Origin of the sequence: Halomonas koreensis, from assembly GCF_031451675.1 — a bacterium.
GTDB lineage: Bacteria > Pseudomonadota > Gammaproteobacteria > Pseudomonadales > Halomonadaceae > Halomonas > Halomonas koreensis.
On sequence record NZ_JARWAK010000017.1, the window covers coordinates 24,436 to 40,145 of the forward strand.

The following is a 15,710-nucleotide window of genomic DNA, read 5'->3' on the forward strand; positions in this document are numbered from 1 at the left end:
GGGGCGGGCTCACTCCAGGTAGGTGTAGCCCTCCAGGCCCTCGGAGAGGTCGTCCAGGAAGCGTTGCTGTTCGTCCTCGTCGAGCCCGCTGGCGGCGAGCTGGTCGGCCAGCCGCTCGCGCAGCACCTCGGCGTCGAAGTCCACGTAGCCGAGCACGTCGGCCACCCGGTCGCCGCGGCGCACGTGGTCGAACTGCCACTCGCCGTCGGCGTCCAGCGCCGCGTCCACGGAGTCGGTGTCGCCGAACAGGTTGTGCAGGTCGCCGAGGATCTCCTGGTAGGCGCCGACCAGGAAGAAGCCCAGCAGCCGCTCCTCGTCCTCCGGCCACTCGGGCAGCGGCAGGGTCGCCTCGACGCCCTCGCCGTCCACGTAGCCGTCGATGCGCCCGTCGCTGTCGCAGGTGATGTCCTGGACCACCGCGCGACGCGAGGGCGGCCGGTCGAGGCCGGTCAGCGGCAGCACCGGGAAGATCTGGTCGATGCCCCAGACATCGGGCACCGACTGGAACAGCGAGAAGTTGACGAACAGCTTGTCGGCGAGCTTCTCGGCGAGCTCGTCGTGGATCTCCCGGTGGGCGCGGTTGCGCGGGTCGAGGCGCTCGCGCAGCCGGGCGCAGGCGGCGGTGTAGACGCCCTCGCCCTCGGCTCGAGCCTCCAGGCCGGCCAGGCCCATCACGAAGCGCTCCTGCAGCTCGCCGATGGCCTGCACCAGGTCGTGCCAGGCCTCGACCAGGCCGCGGGGCTCGTGCAGGGCCTGCAGCTCGTCGTGGACCCGCCACAGCTCGGCCACCTGGGGATCACCCTCGACCCGCGCCGCCGGCGCCCGGGTATCGGGACGCTCCTCGCCGATCACATTGGTGACCAGCACCGCGTGGTGGGCGGTCAGGGCGCGGCCGGACTCGCTGATCAGGTGCGGGCGGGGCAGGCCCTCCGCCTCGCAGACCTGGGCGAAGGCCGCCACCACGTTGCGGGCGTACTCGCGCATCGAGTAGTTGATCGAGCAGAAGCTGCGCGAGCGGGTGCCCTCGTAGTCGATGCCGAGGCCCCCGCCCACGTCCACGGTGTCCACCGGGGCGCCCAGGGCGATCAGGCTCTGGTAGAAGCGGGCGCACTCGCGCAGGCCGCGCTGGATGTCGCGGATGTTGGCGATCTGCGAGCCCAGGTGGAAGTGCACCAGCTGCAGGCTGGCCAGGGCGTCGGCCTCGCGCAGGCGCGCCACCACCGCCTGGATCTGGCCGGCGGTGAGGCCGAACTTGGACTTCTCGCCGCCGGTGTTCTGCCACTTGCCCTTGCCCACCGAGGCCAGCCGGGCGCGCAGGCCGATGCGCGGCGTGACGCCTAGCCGCTCGGCCTCCTCGAGGATCCACGGCAGCTCGGAGAGCTTCTCCACCACCAGGTAGACCCGGTGGCCGAGCTTCTCGCCCATCAGCGCCAGGCGGATGTACTCGCGGTCCTTGTAGCCGTTGCAGACGATCAGCGAGGGGCCGTCGCCGGACAGCGCCAGCACGGCGAGCAGCTCGGGCTTGCTGCCGGCCTCCAGGCCGACCCGGTCGCGGCCGCGCTCGCGGGTGGCGAGGATCTCCTCCACCACCCGGCGCTGCTGGTTGACCTTGATCGGGTAGACCGCGGTGTAGCCGCCGTCGAAGCCTTCCTCCGCCATGGCGCCGTCGAAGGCGGCGCACAGCTGCTCGACCCGGTCGTGGAGGATGTCGGTGAAGCGGATCAGCACCGGCAGGCGCAGCCCGGCCTGGCGCAGCCGGGCGACCAGCGGCGACAGCGCCAGCGCCGGGCCTCCGCCCTCGGGGCCTTCGGGGCGCACCAGGGCCTGGCCGTCGTCGGCCACGTCGAAGTAGCCGCCGCCCCACTGGTCGATGTTCCAGGTGCGCCGGGCGCGATGGGCGGGGCCGGCGGCGCTGCCCATCGCCAGGCTCATGGCCGGGCCTCGGGCAGCGGCGGGGCGCCGTCCGCGATGCGCCGCTTGAGCACGGTGCGGAAGGCGTCCGGATCGTGGGGGGTGAGGTCGTGGGCCGGCGGGTCGACGTAGACCACCAGCAGCCGCGACAGCCAGTAGCGCAGCGCGGTCATGCGCAGCATCATCGGCCAGGCCTCGCGCTCGGCGGCCTCCAGCGGGCGTTGCGCCTGGTAGGCGGTGAGCAGGGCCTCGTAGCGCTCGGAGTCGAGGCGGCCGTCGTCGTCGCTGGCCCAGTCGTTGACCACGATGGCCAGGTCGAACAGCAGATCGCCGGTGCAGCCGTTGTAGAAGTCGATCAGCCCGCCCAGGGTATCGCCGTCGAACAGGGTGTTGTCGCGGAACAGGTCGCCATGGATGGCGCCCTGGGGCAGGGCCGACGAGGCGCCGAAGACGCCCTGGTAGATCTCCACCTCGTCCTTCATCAGCGCCTGGTCTTCCGGCGACAGGTAGACCAGCACCTTGTGGTGCATGGGCAGCAGCCAGTGCAGGTCGCGGGGGTTGGGGCGATGGCCCGGGAAGTGCCGGGAGACCTTGTGCATGCGCCCCAGGGCGTCGCCCAGGGCGCGGCACTGGGCCAGGTTGGGCGCCTTGGGGTGCTTGCCGGGCAGGCGCGGGAAGAGCAGCGCCGGCTTGCCGGCCAGGCTGTGCAGGGCGATGCCGTCGCGGTCGTGGAGAGGCCCGGGCACCGGCAGGCGGTGCTCGTCCAGGTAGTCCAGCAGGTCGACGAAGAACGGCAGCTCCTCGTGCTCGCCCTGCTCGAACAGGGTCAGCACCAGCTCGCGCCGGTCGGTGGTGACGAAGAAGGTGCTGTTCTCGGTGCCGGCGGGCACGCCCTCGCAGGCGACCAGGGAGCCGGCCTCGAAGCGGCTCAGAAACGCCTCGACCTGGGAGTCGGTCAGCGGTGTGAATACGGCCATGTGTCTCTCGCCCGGGTATGCGAAGCCGCCTATTGTAGCGGCTTGGCGGCGTGATGCACGAACCGGATGGACTCGGCCCCGCGGCGGGCGGGGCCGGGTGTCAGAAGCGCTTGAGCACCCACTCGGGCACGGCGATGCGCTGGCCGTTCTGGCGCTCGAAGTCGCCGTCGCCGTCGCGATCGACCAGGTAGTAGGCGGGCCCGGCGGCGGGTTGGATCTCGATGGCGTAGAGCGCGCCGTTGACCCGGTACTCGCGGATGGTGCGATCTTCCTCCTGGCGGATGGTGATGTCCGGCTCCACCTCGGCGCCGGACTGGGCCAGGGCCGGCAGCGAGGCGGCGGTCAGCCCGGAGGCGAGCAGCAGGCCGGCAAGCAGGCGGGGAAGGGGCAGCATGGGGATCTCCTGACCGGGGAATCTGCCCCCAGTGTATGCCCTGGCGCCGGCGAGGCCCACCTCGGCGCGGCAAAGCGGTTCGGCAATGCGTATCATGGGTGATCAGGATCAGGGTTCATCGAACTCGCCACTCCATATCTGCCCAGTCTGCAAGGGAAGCCGATTCATGGCCGACACCCCCATCGTTCTCGTCGACGGTTCCTCCTATCTCTACCGCGCCTTCCACGCCCTGCCGCCGCTGACCACCTCCGAGGGCCAGCCCACCGGCGCCATCAAGGGCGTGCTCAACATGCTCAAGCGGCTGATCAAGGACTACCCCGACAGCCCCATGGCGGTGGTGTTCGACGCCCCGGGCAAGACCTTCCGCGACGAGCTGTACGCCGAGTACAAGGCCCAGCGCCCGCCGATGCCGGATGACCTGCGCGCCCAGGTCCAGCCGCTGCACGACTGCGTCAAGGCGCTCGGCCTGCCGCTGCTGTGCATCGAGGGGGTGGAGGCCGACGACGTCATCGGCACCTTGGCCCACCACGCCACCCAGGCCGGCCGCGACGCGGTGATCTCCACCGGCGACAAGGACATGGCCCAGCTGGTCAACGCCCATATCACCCTGGTCAACACCATGAAGGACGAGACCCTGGACGTGGCCGGCGTGAAGGAGAAGTTCGGCCTGCCGCCGGAGCGGATCATCGACTTCCTGGCGCTGATGGGCGACAAGGTCGACAACATCCCCGGCGTGCCCGGGGTCGGCGAGAAGACCGCCCTGGGGCTGCTGCAGGGCATGGAGGGCGGCCTCGAGACCATCTACGCGGACCTCGAGACGGTCAAGACCCTGGGCTTCCGCGGCGCCAAGACGCTGCCCAAGAAGCTCGAGGCGCACCGCGACGAGGCCTTCCTGTCCTACGAGCTGGCCACCATCAAGACCGACTGCGAGCTGCCGGTGGGCCTCGACGACCTGGACATCGCCCACCCGGACCGCGAGGCGCTGCTCGAGCTCTATCGCCGCCTGGAGTTCAAGGCCTGGCTGTCCGAGCTGCTGGAGGGCCGGGACGAGGGCGTCGACGACGCGGCCGGCGGTGACGCGGCGGCCACGGGCACTGACGGCGGTGGCGCCGAGCGCGAGGACGTGGTGATCCTCGAGCGCGCCGATCTCGACGCCTGGCTGGCGCGCCTCGAGGAGGCCGAGGCCTTCTGCTTCGATCTCGAGACCACCAGCCTCGACTACATGGAGGCCGAGATCGTCGGCGTCGGGCTGTCGCTGGCGCCGGGGGAGGCCGCCTATATCCCGCTGGCCCACGACTACCTGGACGCCCCGGCGCAGCTCGACCGGCGCGCCGTGCTCGAGGCGTTGACGCCGTTGTGGACGGATGCCGGCAAGGCCAAGATCGGCCAGAACCTCAAGTACGACATCTCGGTGCTGGCCCGCCACGGCATCGAGGTGGAAGGCGAGCTCGAGGACACCATGCTCGAGTCCTACGTGCTGGATTCCACCGCCACCCGCCACGACATGGACTCGCTGGCGCTCAAGTACCTGGGCGAGAAGACGGTGAGCTTCGAGGACATCGCCGGCAAGGGCGCCAAGCAGCTGACCTTCAACCAGGTCGCCCTGGAGCAGGCCGCGCCCTACGCCTGCGAGGACGTCGACATCACCCTGCGCCTGCACCGCGAGCTGCGCCCCCGGATCGAGGCCGAGGGCCGCCTGGCCGAGGTGCTCGACACCCTGGAGCGCCCGCTGATCCGGGTGCTGTCGCGCATGGAGCGCGGCGGCGTGGCCCTCGACGCCGAGCGCCTGCACGCCCAGAGCCGGGAGCTCGGCGAACGCATCGGCGAGCTGGAGCAGCAGGCCTACGAGCTGGCCGGGCGCGAGTTCAACCTCGGCTCGCCCAAGCAGCTCGGCCAGATCCTGTTCGAGGAACAGAAGATCCCGGTGATCAAGAAGACCCCCAAGGGCGCGCCGTCCACCGCCGAGGCGGTGCTCGAGGAGCTGGCGCTGGACTATCCGCTGCCCAAGGTGATCATGGAGCATCGCGGCCTCTCCAAGCTGCGCTCCACCTACACCGACAAGCTGCCCAGGCTGGTCAACAAGGCCACCGGGCGGCTGCACACCAGCTACCACCAGGCGGTCACCGCCACCGGGCGGCTGTCGTCGTCGGATCCCAACCTGCAGAACATCCCGATCCGCACCGAGGAGGGACGCCGGATCCGCCAGGCCTTCGTGGCGCGGCCCGGCTATCGCATCGTCGCCGCCGACTACTCGCAGATCGAGCTGCGCATCATGGCGCACCTGTCCGGCGACAAGGGGCTGCTCGAGGCCTTCGCCGAGGGCCGCGACATCCACGCCGCCACCGCCGCCGAGGTGTTCGGCGTGAGCCTCGACAAGGTCTCCGGCGAGCAGCGGCGCAGCGCCAAGGCGATCAACTTCGGGCTGATCTACGGCATGAGCGCCTGGGGGCTGGGCCGCCAGCTGCACATCGAGCGCAACCAGGCCCAGACTTACATCGACCGCTACTTCGATCGCTACCCCGGGGTGGCCCGCTACATGGAGCGGATTCGCTCCCAGGCGGCGGAGGATGGCTTCGTGGAGACGGTGTTCGGCCGGCGGCTCTACCTGCCGGAGATCCACTCCCAGAACCGCGCCCGCCGCCAGGGCGCCGAGCGCACCGCCATCAACGCCCCCATGCAGGGCACCGCGGCGGACGTCATCAAGCGCGCCATGATCGACGTCGACGCCTGGCTGGCCGGGGGCGACATCGACGCCATGATGGTCATGCAGGTCCACGACGAGCTGGTCTTCGAGGTCGCCGAGGACGCCGTCGAGGCCTTCATTCCCGAGGTCAAGCGGCGCATGCAGGCCGCCGCCGAGCTCGACGTGGCGTTGATCGTCGAGGCCGAGAGCGGCGCCAACTGGGACGAGGCGCACTGACCCGGCCCCTGAACGACGAGGCCCGCGGCACTGCCGCGGGCCTCTTGCTATCGGCGCATGGCACGGGTAGCGCCTGCCACCTGGTGGATGCGCGAACGCTTATCCCCCTGCCTGACCAGGGAGCCGCTCCGGGGCGTGGGAGCGCTCTTCAGAGCGCGAGGTGGTATCGGCTCCCACCACATCACCCTCTCACGGTGATCGGCGAAGCACCTCCGTCTATCCCCGGGGCGCCAGGGCCCGGATCGCCACGCTCAACTCCTCCACCAGCACCTCGGCCGCCATCGGCAACGAGCGGTCGGCGGCACTGCACAGTACCAGGCGCGCGCCCTCGACGCGGGGATTCCGCAGCGGGCGGAACACCAGCTCCCCATGAGCCAGCTCGCGGGCGACGTCCAGCGCATTGAGGAAGGCCACGCCGAGCCCCGCCCGTGCCAGCGACTTGATCGCCAGGATGCGATTGCAGCCGGCCAGGGGCGTGAGTTCGATGTCTGACTGGGCCAGCACCCGTTCCAGGGTCGAGCCGCGGAACATCTCGGCATCCGGCAGGATCGCGGGATAGTCGCGGCATTCCGACAGCCGTACCTCGGAGGCCGCCGCCAACGGATGCGAGGGCGCCACCACGACCCCGAAGCCCAGCTCCACCGCCTCGATGAAGCGGATGCGTCGGATCGGGGGCGGGTTCATGCAGATGCCGATATCGGCCTCGCCGGTGGCGACACGCTCGAGGATGTCCTCGGTCAGCCCGGTATGCAGCGCGAAACGAACCCGGGGAAAGCGTTCCCCGAAGCGGCCCAGCAGCTCCGGCAGCACCTGGTCGGTGAGCGACTCGACGGCGGCGATGCGGATCTCGGCGCAGCCGGTGCCGCGTATGTCGCCGAGCGTCTCCAGCAGTTGGCGCTCGTCGTGTTGCCATCGGCGTACCTGCGCGAGCATCAGCTCGCCCGCCGGCGACAGTCTCAGGCCTCTGGGCAGTCGCTCGAACAGCGCCACCCCCAGCTCGTCCTCCAGCTTGAGGATCTGGCGGTTCACCGCCGAGGCGGCGACGTGCAGGCGATCCGCCGCCTTGCGCAGCGAGCCCTGCCGGGCGACCTCCTCGAAGTAGCGCAAGCCCGTCAGCAACAGCTGCATGCCACCCTCCCGCGATACTTTTGTTGCCGTTTTGGCAACAGAATGAGCGAAACTCTATTATGGACCAGTACAGTTGGCCGGCGCTAGCTTGAAGGGACCTCCACAACAACAAACGAGGCTATCCCATGAGCATTTCTCCCGAGCCGCTCGGCTCGCGCGAGTCCCGGACCGAGCCGGTCGATCAGCGACTGCCGCTGCCCTCGATGCTGCTGTTCGGCGTCCAGCACGTGCTGGTCATGGCCGCCGCGCCGATCACCGCCGTCTTCCTCGTCGGCCAGGCGATGGGCTTCGGCGACGACGTCATGGTCGCCCTGATGAGTGCCACCTTCCTGGTCTGCGGCCTGGGCACCCTGCTGCAGTCCTTCGGCCCCTTCGGCATCGGCGCCCGACTGCCCTTCGTTCAGGTCCCGGGTGGCGCGCCCCTGGTGATCTTCCTGACCATTGCCCAGGCCACCGACCTGCAGACGGCCACCGGGGCGGTGATCCTTACCGGGGTGTTCTACTTCCTGGCCTTGCCCTTCTTCACCCGGGTGCTGAGGTTCTTCCCGCCCATCGTGATCGGCACCATGCTGCTGCTGGTCGCCGTCAACCTGGTGCGCATCTTCGGCGGCCTGATCACCGGCCAGGAGGGCTCGCCGGACTTCGCCAACCTGCCGGCCATCGGCCTGGCGTTGGGCACCATGGCTGCCATCGTGCTCTGCGCGAGGATCTTCACCGGCATGCTGCAGCGTATCGCGGTGATGCTGGGGCTGCTCACCGGCGCGGCGCTCAGCGCGGTGTTTGGCATCATGGAGTTCGATGGTGTGCTCTCCGGGCCGGTGGTCGCCTTCCCGTCGCTGTTCCCCTTCGGCATGCCCAAGTTCGACCTCTTCGCCTCGCTGCCGCTGATCATCTTCAGCGTGGTGTCGATGACCGAGGCCACCGGCCAGACCATGGCCACCGCCGAGATCGTCGAGAAGCGCGGCGACTCGCGTGCCCTGGTGCCGCGCAACATCCGCGCCGATGCCCTGGGGTCGCTGATCGGCGGCTGCTTCGGCACCTCGCTGATCATCACCAGCGGCGAGAACATCGGCATCGTCCGGGCCACTGGGGTGCGCTCGCGCTACGTGACCGTCGCCGCCGGCCTGATCCTGGTGTTGCTCGGCCTGTTCGCCCCGCTCGGTCGGCTGGCATCGCTGCTGCCCACCGCCGTGGTGGCGGGGACCGCGGTCATCGTCTTCGCCATCATCGGCGTGATGGGCATCAATATCCTGCGCCGGGTCGACTTCAACGAGCACGGCAACATGTTCACCCTGGCCTCCGCGCTGGCCATGGGCCTGCTGCCCATCCTGGTGCCCGGCTTCTACAGCGCCTTCCCCGAGCACCTGCAGATCATCCTCGGCAACGGCCTGGCGATGGGCACCCTGACCGCGGTGATCGTCAATCTTCTCTTCCAACACCTCGGCCGCCGTGCCGACGCCCCCTCGACTGAGGGCGCCAAGCTCCCCAGCCAAGAGATCAACGGAAAGTAATCCTATGATGCCTTCATCACGGAACCAGGCCGGCATGACGCCGGCCCTCACCCCGGCCGATTTCGCCGACGAGACGCTCCTGCTGCTGCCCGAGGAGGTGCTGCTGGAGGGGGGCTGCGCCCACGACCAGGCGGTGCTGGTGGTCGAGGGGCGCTTCGCCGAGGTCGGCGACCGCCGGGAGCTGCTGGCCCGCCATCCGCAGCTCACTCCCCTCGATCTCCCGGGCAAGCTGCTGATGCCGGGCTTCATCGACACCCATCACCACCTGACTCAGTCGCTCGGCAAGTCGCTGGTGTTCGGCGAACCCTCGGAGATCTTCAAGCGCGTCTGGGTGCCGCTGGAGGGCAGCCTGGACGAGCGCCTGCTGCATCTCTCGTCCAGGCTCGCCGCCCTGGAGGCGCTGCGCGGCGGCTTCACCAGCGCGGTGGACGCCGGCACCCGGGCCCCGGCGGAGCTCGCCGGGATCGCCGGCGCCGCCGAGCAGACCGGCTTGCGCTGCGTGCTGGGCTACATCTGCAACGACCTGGGCGGGGACCGCCCGGACGGCGGGGCGATTCGCCGCGACGCCGAACGCCACCTGGCGGAATGGGCGGGACATGCGCTGGTCCACCCGTCCCTGGCGGTGTCGATCCCCGAGGTGGCCAGCGATGCCATGCTGCGTGACGCCGCGGCGCTCTGCGCCGAGGGCGGCGCCATCTTCCAGACCCATGTCAACGAGCACCTCCAGGCCGTGGAGCGCTCCCTGGTGGCCCGGGGCCAGCGGCCGCTGGAGCACCTGCACGCCGTGGGCGCCCTGGGCCCGCAGACCCTGGTCGCCCACGCCACCCTGGTGACCCCCGGGGAGCTCAACCTGTTGCGCGACACCGGCACCGCGGTGGCCTTCAATCCCGTGGCCAGCAGCTGGAAGGGCAACGCCGTGGCCCCGGCCCTGCAGATGGCGGCTCAGGGCATCCGCTTCGGGCTGGGCACCGACGGCACGCGCAGCGACGCCTTCCGCCTGCTCGATGCCGCCGAGACCAGCCAGCGCCTGGCCTTCGGCCTGGCCAGCGGCGATTCCTCCTGCGGCGGCGGCTGGCTGTGGCTCGACCATGCCACCCAGGCCGGCGCCGATGCCGCGGGGCTTGCGGGCGTGACCGGGGCGATCGCCCCGGGCCTGGCCGCCGACTTCCTGCTGGTGGACCTCGATGTCCCGGAGATGACGCCGTCCTGGGATCGCCCCTGGGAGCTGGTGCGCTACGCCAATCGCGACCAGATCGAGGCCGTCTTCACCAATGGACGGCTGCGCCTGTGGCAGGGCTGGCCGGTGGACTGGGACGCCCGGGCGCTGCTCGCCGAGGTGCGGGAAGCGGCCGGGGCCGCGGTGGCGCGTGCGCCCATCCAGCGGGTGCATCCGACGTCCGCGGAGCACCGGGCTCGCCACTTCGCGACCGGGCGGGGCTCTCATGAGTGAGCCCCTCGTCTTCGTCACCCTGGCCGCGTCCACCGCCATCGCCGCCTTCATGCAGGGCGCGATCGGCATCGGCTTCGCGCTGATCGTCGCGCCGGTGATGGGCTTCCTGCGTCCCGACCTGTTGCCGGTCGCCCTGCTGGTGCTGATGCTGCCGCTCAACCTCTACGTGGCGCTGCGCGAGCGCGAGGCCATCGATTGGCGCGGCACGGCCTGGATCGGGGTGGGGCGCCTGCCGGGCACCTTCCTGGGGCTGGGGATCCTGCTGGTCATGACCACCAACGGGCTCAACCAGCTGATCGGCGCCTCCACGGTGATCGCCGTGCTCGCCGCGCTGTTCGCCCCGGTGTTCCGTCCCCGGGCCGGGGCCTGTGCGTCGGTGGGGCTGATCACCGGGGTCACCGAGACCGCTACCGGCGTCGGTGGGCCGCCGCTGGCGCTGCTCTACCAGCACCGGCCCGGGCCGGAACTGCGTTCGACCATCGCCTGCTGCTTCCTGGTGGGGGAGCTGGTATCGCTGGCGATCCTGGCCGCGGCGGGCAGGGTCGGGCCGGACCAGCTGTGGTGGTCGCTCTACCTGCTGGGACCGCTGCTGCTCGGCAGCGTCGCCAGTCGGGTCATGCACCACCGCCTCGATGCGCGCCGGCTGCGTCAGGGCGTGCTGCTGTTCGCCCTGGTCTCCGGCGTGGTGCTGATGATCCCGCGCTAGCCGCTCTCTCGGGAGCAGAAAAGGAGAGGCCCGCGGCACCGCCGCGGGCCTCTCGCTATCGCTGCATGCGGTGGGAGGCGCCGCCTCCCGTCATGCGGGCTTACCGCCAGCCGACGCGATCGAAGATGCGCACCGCCTGGGGGTTGTTCTCGCCCAGCACGCTGACGTTGAGCGCGTCGCGCTTGAAGTCGCCCCAGTCGGCGAGGATCTCGTCCATTTCGACGCCGTCGACCACCGGGAACTCGTGGTTGCCGGAGGCGAAGATCGCCTGGGCCGCGTCGGAGGCCAGGAACTCCAGGAAGCGCACGGCGTTCTCGGGGTGCGGGGCGCCCTCGACCATGCCGGCGCCGCCGACGTTGACGTGGGCGCCGCGATCGTCCTGGTTGGGGAACAGGATCTGCACGCGCTCGGCGGCCTCGCGGTCGGCCTCGTTGTCGGAGGTCAGCAGGCGCACGTAGTAGTAGTGGTTGGCCACGGCGACGTCGCACTCGCCGCTGGCCACGCCGAGGATCTGGTCGGTGTCGCCGCCCTCGGGGTCGCGAGCCATGTTGTCGACCACGCCCTGGGCCCACTGCTCGGCGCCTTCCTCGCCGTGGTGGGCGATCATCGAGGCCAGCAGCGACTGGTTGTAGATGTTGTTGGAGGAGCGGATGCAGACCTCGCCGGCGAAGCGCGGGTCGGCCAGGTCTTCGTAGTCGGCGATCTCGTCGGCGTCGACATCCTGCGGATCATAGAAGATGGCCCGCACGCGCTGGCTGAAGCCGAACCACTTGCCCTCCGGGTGGCGCATGGACTCGGGCAGGCGCTCGGCCAGGACCTGGGAGTCCACCTCGGCGAAGATGCCTTCCTGCTCGGCTCGCCACAGGCGACCGGCGTCCACGGTCAGCATGATGTCGGCGGGGCTGGCCTGGCCCTCGCGTTCGATGCGCTGGATCAGCTGGTCGGAGCCGCCCTCGAGCACGTTGACCTCGATGCCGGTGGCCTCGGTGAAGGCGTCGTAGAGCGCCTGGTCCGAGTCGTAGTGGCGTGCCGAGTAGATGTTCACTTCCTCCGCCGCGGCCTGGGTGGCGAAGGCCGCGCCGGCCACCAGGGCGGCGAGGGGCATGACGAGACGGCTGTGCTGGGTCATCGGGTACCTCGTGGGCGTGTGTGTCGACTAAGCTAACGAATGATAATGCGTTGCATTACTCGAGAGCCATTGAAGCCCCTGGCCGTCACGGCGTCAACCGCCGGGGGGCCGAGGGACTGATCCAGCGCAATTCTCGCCGTGGCGGCGGGCGGCGCGGACACGAAATCGCGACGCAAGCACGAAGCTTTCGCGTTACCATGGCCTACCCTTCACCCACTCGGCCGACACGACCCGTGCCTATGACCAGCCCAGCCCCGCTGTCGATCGCCCCGGACACCGCGCCCGAGTCGGCGCCGGTGCTCGCCATGCACAACATCCGCCATGCCTATGGCCACCACCTGGCCGTGGAGGACGTCGGCCTGGAGGTGCGGCAGGGCGAGGTCGTCTGCCTGCTCGGCCCCTCGGGCTGCGGCAAGACCACCCTGCTGCGCATCGTCGCCGGCCTGGAAGTGCTCCAGCAGGGGCGGGTGGAGCTCGACGGCGTGACCATCGGCCGGCCGGGCCAGGCCCATGTGCCCCCCGAGAAGCGCAACGTCGGCCTGGCCTTCCAGGACTCGGCGCTGTTTCCGCACCTCTCCGTGCTGCAGAACGTCGGCTTCGGCCTGGAGGCGCTGCCCGGCCGGGAGCGCCGCAAGCGGGCCCTGGAGCTGCTCGACCAGCTGGGCATGGCGCGCTATGCGGAGAGCTACCCGCACATGCTGTCCGGTGGCCAGCAGCAGCGCGTGGCCCTGGCCCGGGCCCTGGCGCCGGCGCCGCAGCTGATGCTGCTCGACGAGCCCTTCTCGAGCCTGGATGCCCGGCTGCGCGACCGCATCCGCGACGACACCCTGCACGTGCTCAAGCGGGTGGGCGCCGGCGCGCTGCTGGTCACCCACGACCCCGAGGAGGCGATGTTCATGGCCGATCGCATCGCCCTGATGCGCGACGGCCATATCGTCCAGCTGGGCACGCCCCGGGAACTCTACTGCGCGCCGGTGGATCCCTTCGTGGTCAGCTTCTTCGGCGAGGTCAACGAACTGGAGGGCGAGGTGCGCCAGGGGCGGGTGGCCACCCCGGTGGGCGAGGCGCCGGCGCCGGGCCTGGCGGACGGCCAGCGGGCGCGGGTGATGATCCGCCCCGAGGCGCTGCGGGTGGTGGCCCTGGAGGAGCCGCCGGCGGACCACCACAGCCACGTGATCATGGCCAAGCTGCTGGGGCGCACCAGCCTGCTGCATATCTGCGCCCACGCCGGCGACGGCCGGGAGCTGCACCTGCATGCCCGGGTGCCCGGGGTCTTCCTGCCCGATGAGGGCCAGCCGATCACCGTGCGCCTGGACACCTCACAGGTGTTCGTCTTTCCCGCGGCTGCCGGGGCGTGAGCCGCGCATCGCCAGGCTGAGCAGGATCACCGGGATGATGCCCACCGCCACGATGGTCAGCGAGGCGGTAGAGGCCTCGGCCAGGCGTTCGTCGGCGGCCAGGTTGTGGGCCCGCACCGCCAGGGTGTCGAAGTCGAAGGGGCGCAGGATGATGGTCGCCGGCAGCTCCTTCATCACGTCGACGAACACCAGGATGCCGGCGGCCAGCAGGCTGCCGCGCATGATCGGCGTGTGGACCTTGCGCAGGGTGCCGCCGGCGGTCTGGCCCAGGGTGCGGGCGGCCGCGTCCATGCTCGGCGTCACCTTGCCGAGGCTGGCCTCCAGGGCGTTGAAGGACACCGCCAGGAAGCGCACCACATAGGCGTAGATCAGGATGAAGGCGGTGCCGCTGAAGATCAGCCCGGCGATCATCCCGTAGTGGGCCTTGAGGAAGCCGTTGATCTGGTCGTCCAGCCAGGCGAAGGGGATCAGGATGCCCACCGCCACCACCGAGCCCGGCACCGCATAGCCCATGGCGGCCACCCGGGTCGCCGTGCGGGTCACCGGCCCCGGGTTGAGCCGCGCCCCGTAGCTCAGCACCAGCGCCAGGCCGACCGCCACCACGGCGGCCAGCGCCGCCAGCACCAGGCTGTTGCCGGCGAACTCCAGGAACTGGGCGCCGAACAGCGAATCCCCGCCGCGCACCGAGAGGTAGCCCAGCAGGCCGCTGGGAATCAGGAAGCCCACCAGCACCGGGGCCAGGCAGGCCAGGGTGGCCGCCAGCGCCCGCATCCCCGTGAGCCGGAACTCGGGTAGCTGCTGGTAGCGCCCGGTGGTATGGAAGTAGCGCCGCTTGCCCCGGGACCAGCGCTCGAGCAGCACGAAGACGATCACGAAGGCCAGCAGGCAGGCCGCCAGCTGGGCCGCGGCGACCTGCTCGCCCATGCCGAACCAGGTGCGGTAGATGCCGGTGGTGAAGGTGTCGACGCCGAAGTACTGCACCGCGCCGAACTCGTTGAGGGTCTCCATCAGCGCCAGGGACACCCCGCCGACGATCGCCGGCCGCGCCAGCGGGATGGCGACGCCGGTGAACAGCCGCCAGGGGCCGCGCCCCAGGGTGCGCCCCACGTCCAGCACGCACACCGACTGTTCGAGGAAGGTCGCCCGGGCCAGCATGTAGACGTAGGGGTAGAGCACCAGGGTGATCAGGGTGGCGGCGCCGCCCAGCGAGCGGATGTCGGGGAACCAGTAGTCGCCGTGTTCCCAGCCGAAGGCCTCGCGCAGGGCGCCCTGCACCGGGCCGGCGTACTGCAGGAAGTCGGTGTAGGCGTAGGCGATCACGTAGGTGGGCACCGCCAGCGGCAGCAGCAGCGCCCACTCGAACAGCTTGCGCCCCGGGAAGCGGCACATCACCACCAGCCAGGCCGTGCCGGTGCCGATCACGAAGGTCCCCAGCCCCACGGTCACCACCAGGAAGAGCGTGTTGGCCAGGTAGCGGCCCAGCACGGTGCTGGCCAGGTGCTCCCAGACCCCGCCGGCGGGCATCACGATATGGGCGAGCACCACGATCACCGGCAGGGCCACCACGGCGGCGATGGCCAGGGTCAGCACGCTCCAGGCGTCGAGGCGACCCGCCAGCCGGCGGGCAGGGGAGGCGGACCGATGACTGAGAGGGCTGGACAAGCGGGATCTCCTTCCGGTGAGGGCGCGACCGGCCAGATGGGAGGCATTGGCGGACGGGAATATTATCAGCTGCCCGCCACCGCTGCAGCCGACCCGGGGCGGCGCCGGCTTGCGTTGAATGACGACAATGAAACGTTCGTTCATGTTCTGGCGTGGCCCCGGCGCCGCGCGAGGCGGCGAAGGGGCCTCGGCGGCTCGTCCTTTGGTCGCAGGGCGTCGCCGGGCCGCTCGCGCGGCCGCTCGCCGCCGCGCCTGTGAGCCTCGACGCATTTTCCACGCCTGGGCATGGAGTTAGCGGCGGGGCGCGGTGTCGCCACCCGGCCCGATGCGGGTCTCGCCCGCCCGGGCCATCGGCGTTTTTCTGGTCTGACCAATTGACCGTAATTGAAAGCTTGCGGGGCGCGTTATAGCGTCATCATGCCACGCCGGCACCCATCGCGTGGGGACCATCGTTGGTTGCCGCTCGCAGGGCGGGCCTACACTGGCCCGAGTGATGACATCGTCCGGCGCGCCCGGCCTCCCTCTGGGGCGGCCGGCGCCACCACAACAAGAGCACGGAGACTT

At 70.5% G+C, this 15,710-nt stretch carries 11 protein-coding genes; 5 read left to right on the forward strand and 6 right to left on the reverse strand.

Annotated features, from left to right (window positions below; all coding sequences use genetic code 11):
* Positions 1-9 precede the first annotated feature (9 nt).
* The 3 genes from speA to QC818_RS16105 form a co-directional block, all read right to left on the reverse strand.
* Positions 10-1,932 (reverse strand): biosynthetic arginine decarboxylase, encoded by a 1,923-nt coding sequence (gene speA, locus QC818_RS16095; RefSeq protein ID WP_309653878.1) that lies wholly within the window; start codon positions 1,930-1,932, stop codon positions 10-12.
* Entirely contained in the window at positions 1,929-2,888 is a 960-nt protein-coding gene (locus QC818_RS16100) for a homoserine kinase (RefSeq protein WP_309653879.1), read from the reverse strand. The genes speA and QC818_RS16100 overlap by 4 nt, the downstream gene beginning before the upstream one ends.
* Before the next feature lie 100 nt (positions 2,889-2,988).
* Entirely contained in the window at positions 2,989-3,282 is a 294-nt protein-coding gene (locus QC818_RS16105) for a DUF2782 domain-containing protein (RefSeq protein WP_309653880.1), read from the reverse strand.
* Positions 3,283-3,448: 166 nt separating this feature from the next.
* On the opposite strand from QC818_RS16105, the gene polA reads away from it, so the two are divergent.
* The gene (gene polA / locus QC818_RS16110; RefSeq protein ID WP_309653881.1) at positions 3,449-6,202 is read left to right on the forward strand and encodes a DNA polymerase I; all 2,754 of its coding nucleotides are present in this window, start codon (positions 3,449-3,451) and stop codon (positions 6,200-6,202) included.
* Between the two features lie 216 nt (positions 6,203-6,418).
* Here polA and QC818_RS16115 read toward each other — a convergent pair whose 3' ends face one another.
* Positions 6,419-7,330: a LysR family transcriptional regulator gene (locus QC818_RS16115; protein ID WP_309653882.1), complete on the reverse strand. Its 912-nt coding sequence runs from the start codon at positions 7,328-7,330 to the stop codon at positions 6,419-6,421.
* A gap of 125 nt (positions 7,331-7,455) precedes the next feature.
* Between QC818_RS16115 and QC818_RS16120 the strand changes: the two genes are divergently transcribed.
* From QC818_RS16120 to QC818_RS16130, 3 genes are read left to right on the forward strand one after another with little or no spacing between them, the layout of a single operon-like run.
* Positions 7,456-8,841: a uracil-xanthine permease family protein gene (locus QC818_RS16120; protein ID WP_309653883.1), complete on the forward strand. Its 1,386-nt coding sequence runs from the start codon at positions 7,456-7,458 to the stop codon at positions 8,839-8,841.
* 34 nt (positions 8,842-8,875) lie between these two features.
* The gene (locus tag QC818_RS16125; RefSeq protein ID WP_309653884.1) at positions 8,876-10,291 is read left to right on the forward strand and encodes an amidohydrolase family protein; all 1,416 of its coding nucleotides are present in this window, start codon (positions 8,876-8,878) and stop codon (positions 10,289-10,291) included.
* Entirely contained in the window at positions 10,284-10,997 is a 714-nt protein-coding gene (locus QC818_RS16130) for a sulfite exporter TauE/SafE family protein (RefSeq protein WP_309653885.1), read from the forward strand. The genes QC818_RS16125 and QC818_RS16130 overlap by 8 nt, the downstream gene beginning before the upstream one ends.
* Positions 10,998-11,097: 100 nt before the next feature.
* Here QC818_RS16130 and QC818_RS16135 read toward each other — a convergent pair whose 3' ends face one another.
* Complete coding sequence (locus tag QC818_RS16135) at positions 11,098-12,126, reverse strand: Fe(3+) ABC transporter substrate-binding protein (RefSeq protein WP_309653886.1); 1,029 nt, start codon at positions 12,124-12,126, stop codon at positions 11,098-11,100.
* Between the two features lie 239 nt (positions 12,127-12,365).
* Between QC818_RS16135 and QC818_RS16140 the strand changes: the two genes are divergently transcribed.
* Positions 12,366-13,484 (forward strand): ABC transporter ATP-binding protein, encoded by a 1,119-nt coding sequence (locus QC818_RS16140; RefSeq protein WP_309653887.1) that lies wholly within the window; start codon positions 12,366-12,368, stop codon positions 13,482-13,484.
* Here the strand turns inward: QC818_RS16140 and QC818_RS16145 are convergent.
* Positions 13,446-15,146, reverse strand: a complete 1,701-nt coding sequence (locus tag QC818_RS16145; RefSeq protein ID WP_309653888.1) for an ABC transporter permease — start codon at positions 15,144-15,146, stop codon at positions 13,446-13,448. The two genes, QC818_RS16140 and QC818_RS16145, sit on opposite strands and share 39 nt — an antisense overlap.
* Positions 15,147-15,710: the final 564 nt, after the last annotated feature.

Bases quoted from the DNA above. Each gene is read 5' to 3' on its own strand.
- QC818_RS16135 (WP_309653886.1), bottom strand. From the start codon at position 12,126: ATGACCCAGCACAGCCGTCTCGTCATGCCCCTCGCCGCCCTGGTGGCC.
- QC818_RS16100 (WP_309653879.1), bottom strand. From the start codon at position 2,888: ATGGCCGTATTCACACCGCTGACCGACTCCCAGGTCGAGGCGTTTCTG.
- QC818_RS16125 (WP_309653884.1), top strand. From the start codon at position 8,876: ATGACGCCGGCCCTCACCCCGGCCGATTTCGCCGACGAGACGCTCCTG.
- QC818_RS16140 (WP_309653887.1), top strand. From the start codon at position 12,366: ATGACCAGCCCAGCCCCGCTGTCGATCGCCCCGGACACCGCGCCCGAG.
- QC818_RS16120 (WP_309653883.1), top strand. From the start codon at position 7,456: ATGAGCATTTCTCCCGAGCCGCTCGGCTCGCGCGAGTCCCGGACCGAG.
- QC818_RS16115 (WP_309653882.1), bottom strand. From the start codon at position 7,330: ATGCAGCTGTTGCTGACGGGCTTGCGCTACTTCGAGGAGGTCGCCCGG.
- QC818_RS16130 (WP_309653885.1), top strand. From the start codon at position 10,284: ATGAGTGAGCCCCTCGTCTTCGTCACCCTGGCCGCGTCCACCGCCATC.
- polA (WP_309653881.1), top strand. From the start codon at position 3,449: ATGGCCGACACCCCCATCGTTCTCGTCGACGGTTCCTCCTATCTCTAC.
- speA (WP_309653878.1), bottom strand. From the start codon at position 1,932: ATGAGCCTGGCGATGGGCAGCGCCGCCGGCCCCGCCCATCGCGCCCGG.
- QC818_RS16105 (WP_309653880.1), bottom strand. From the start codon at position 3,282: ATGCTGCCCCTTCCCCGCCTGCTTGCCGGCCTGCTGCTCGCCTCCGGG.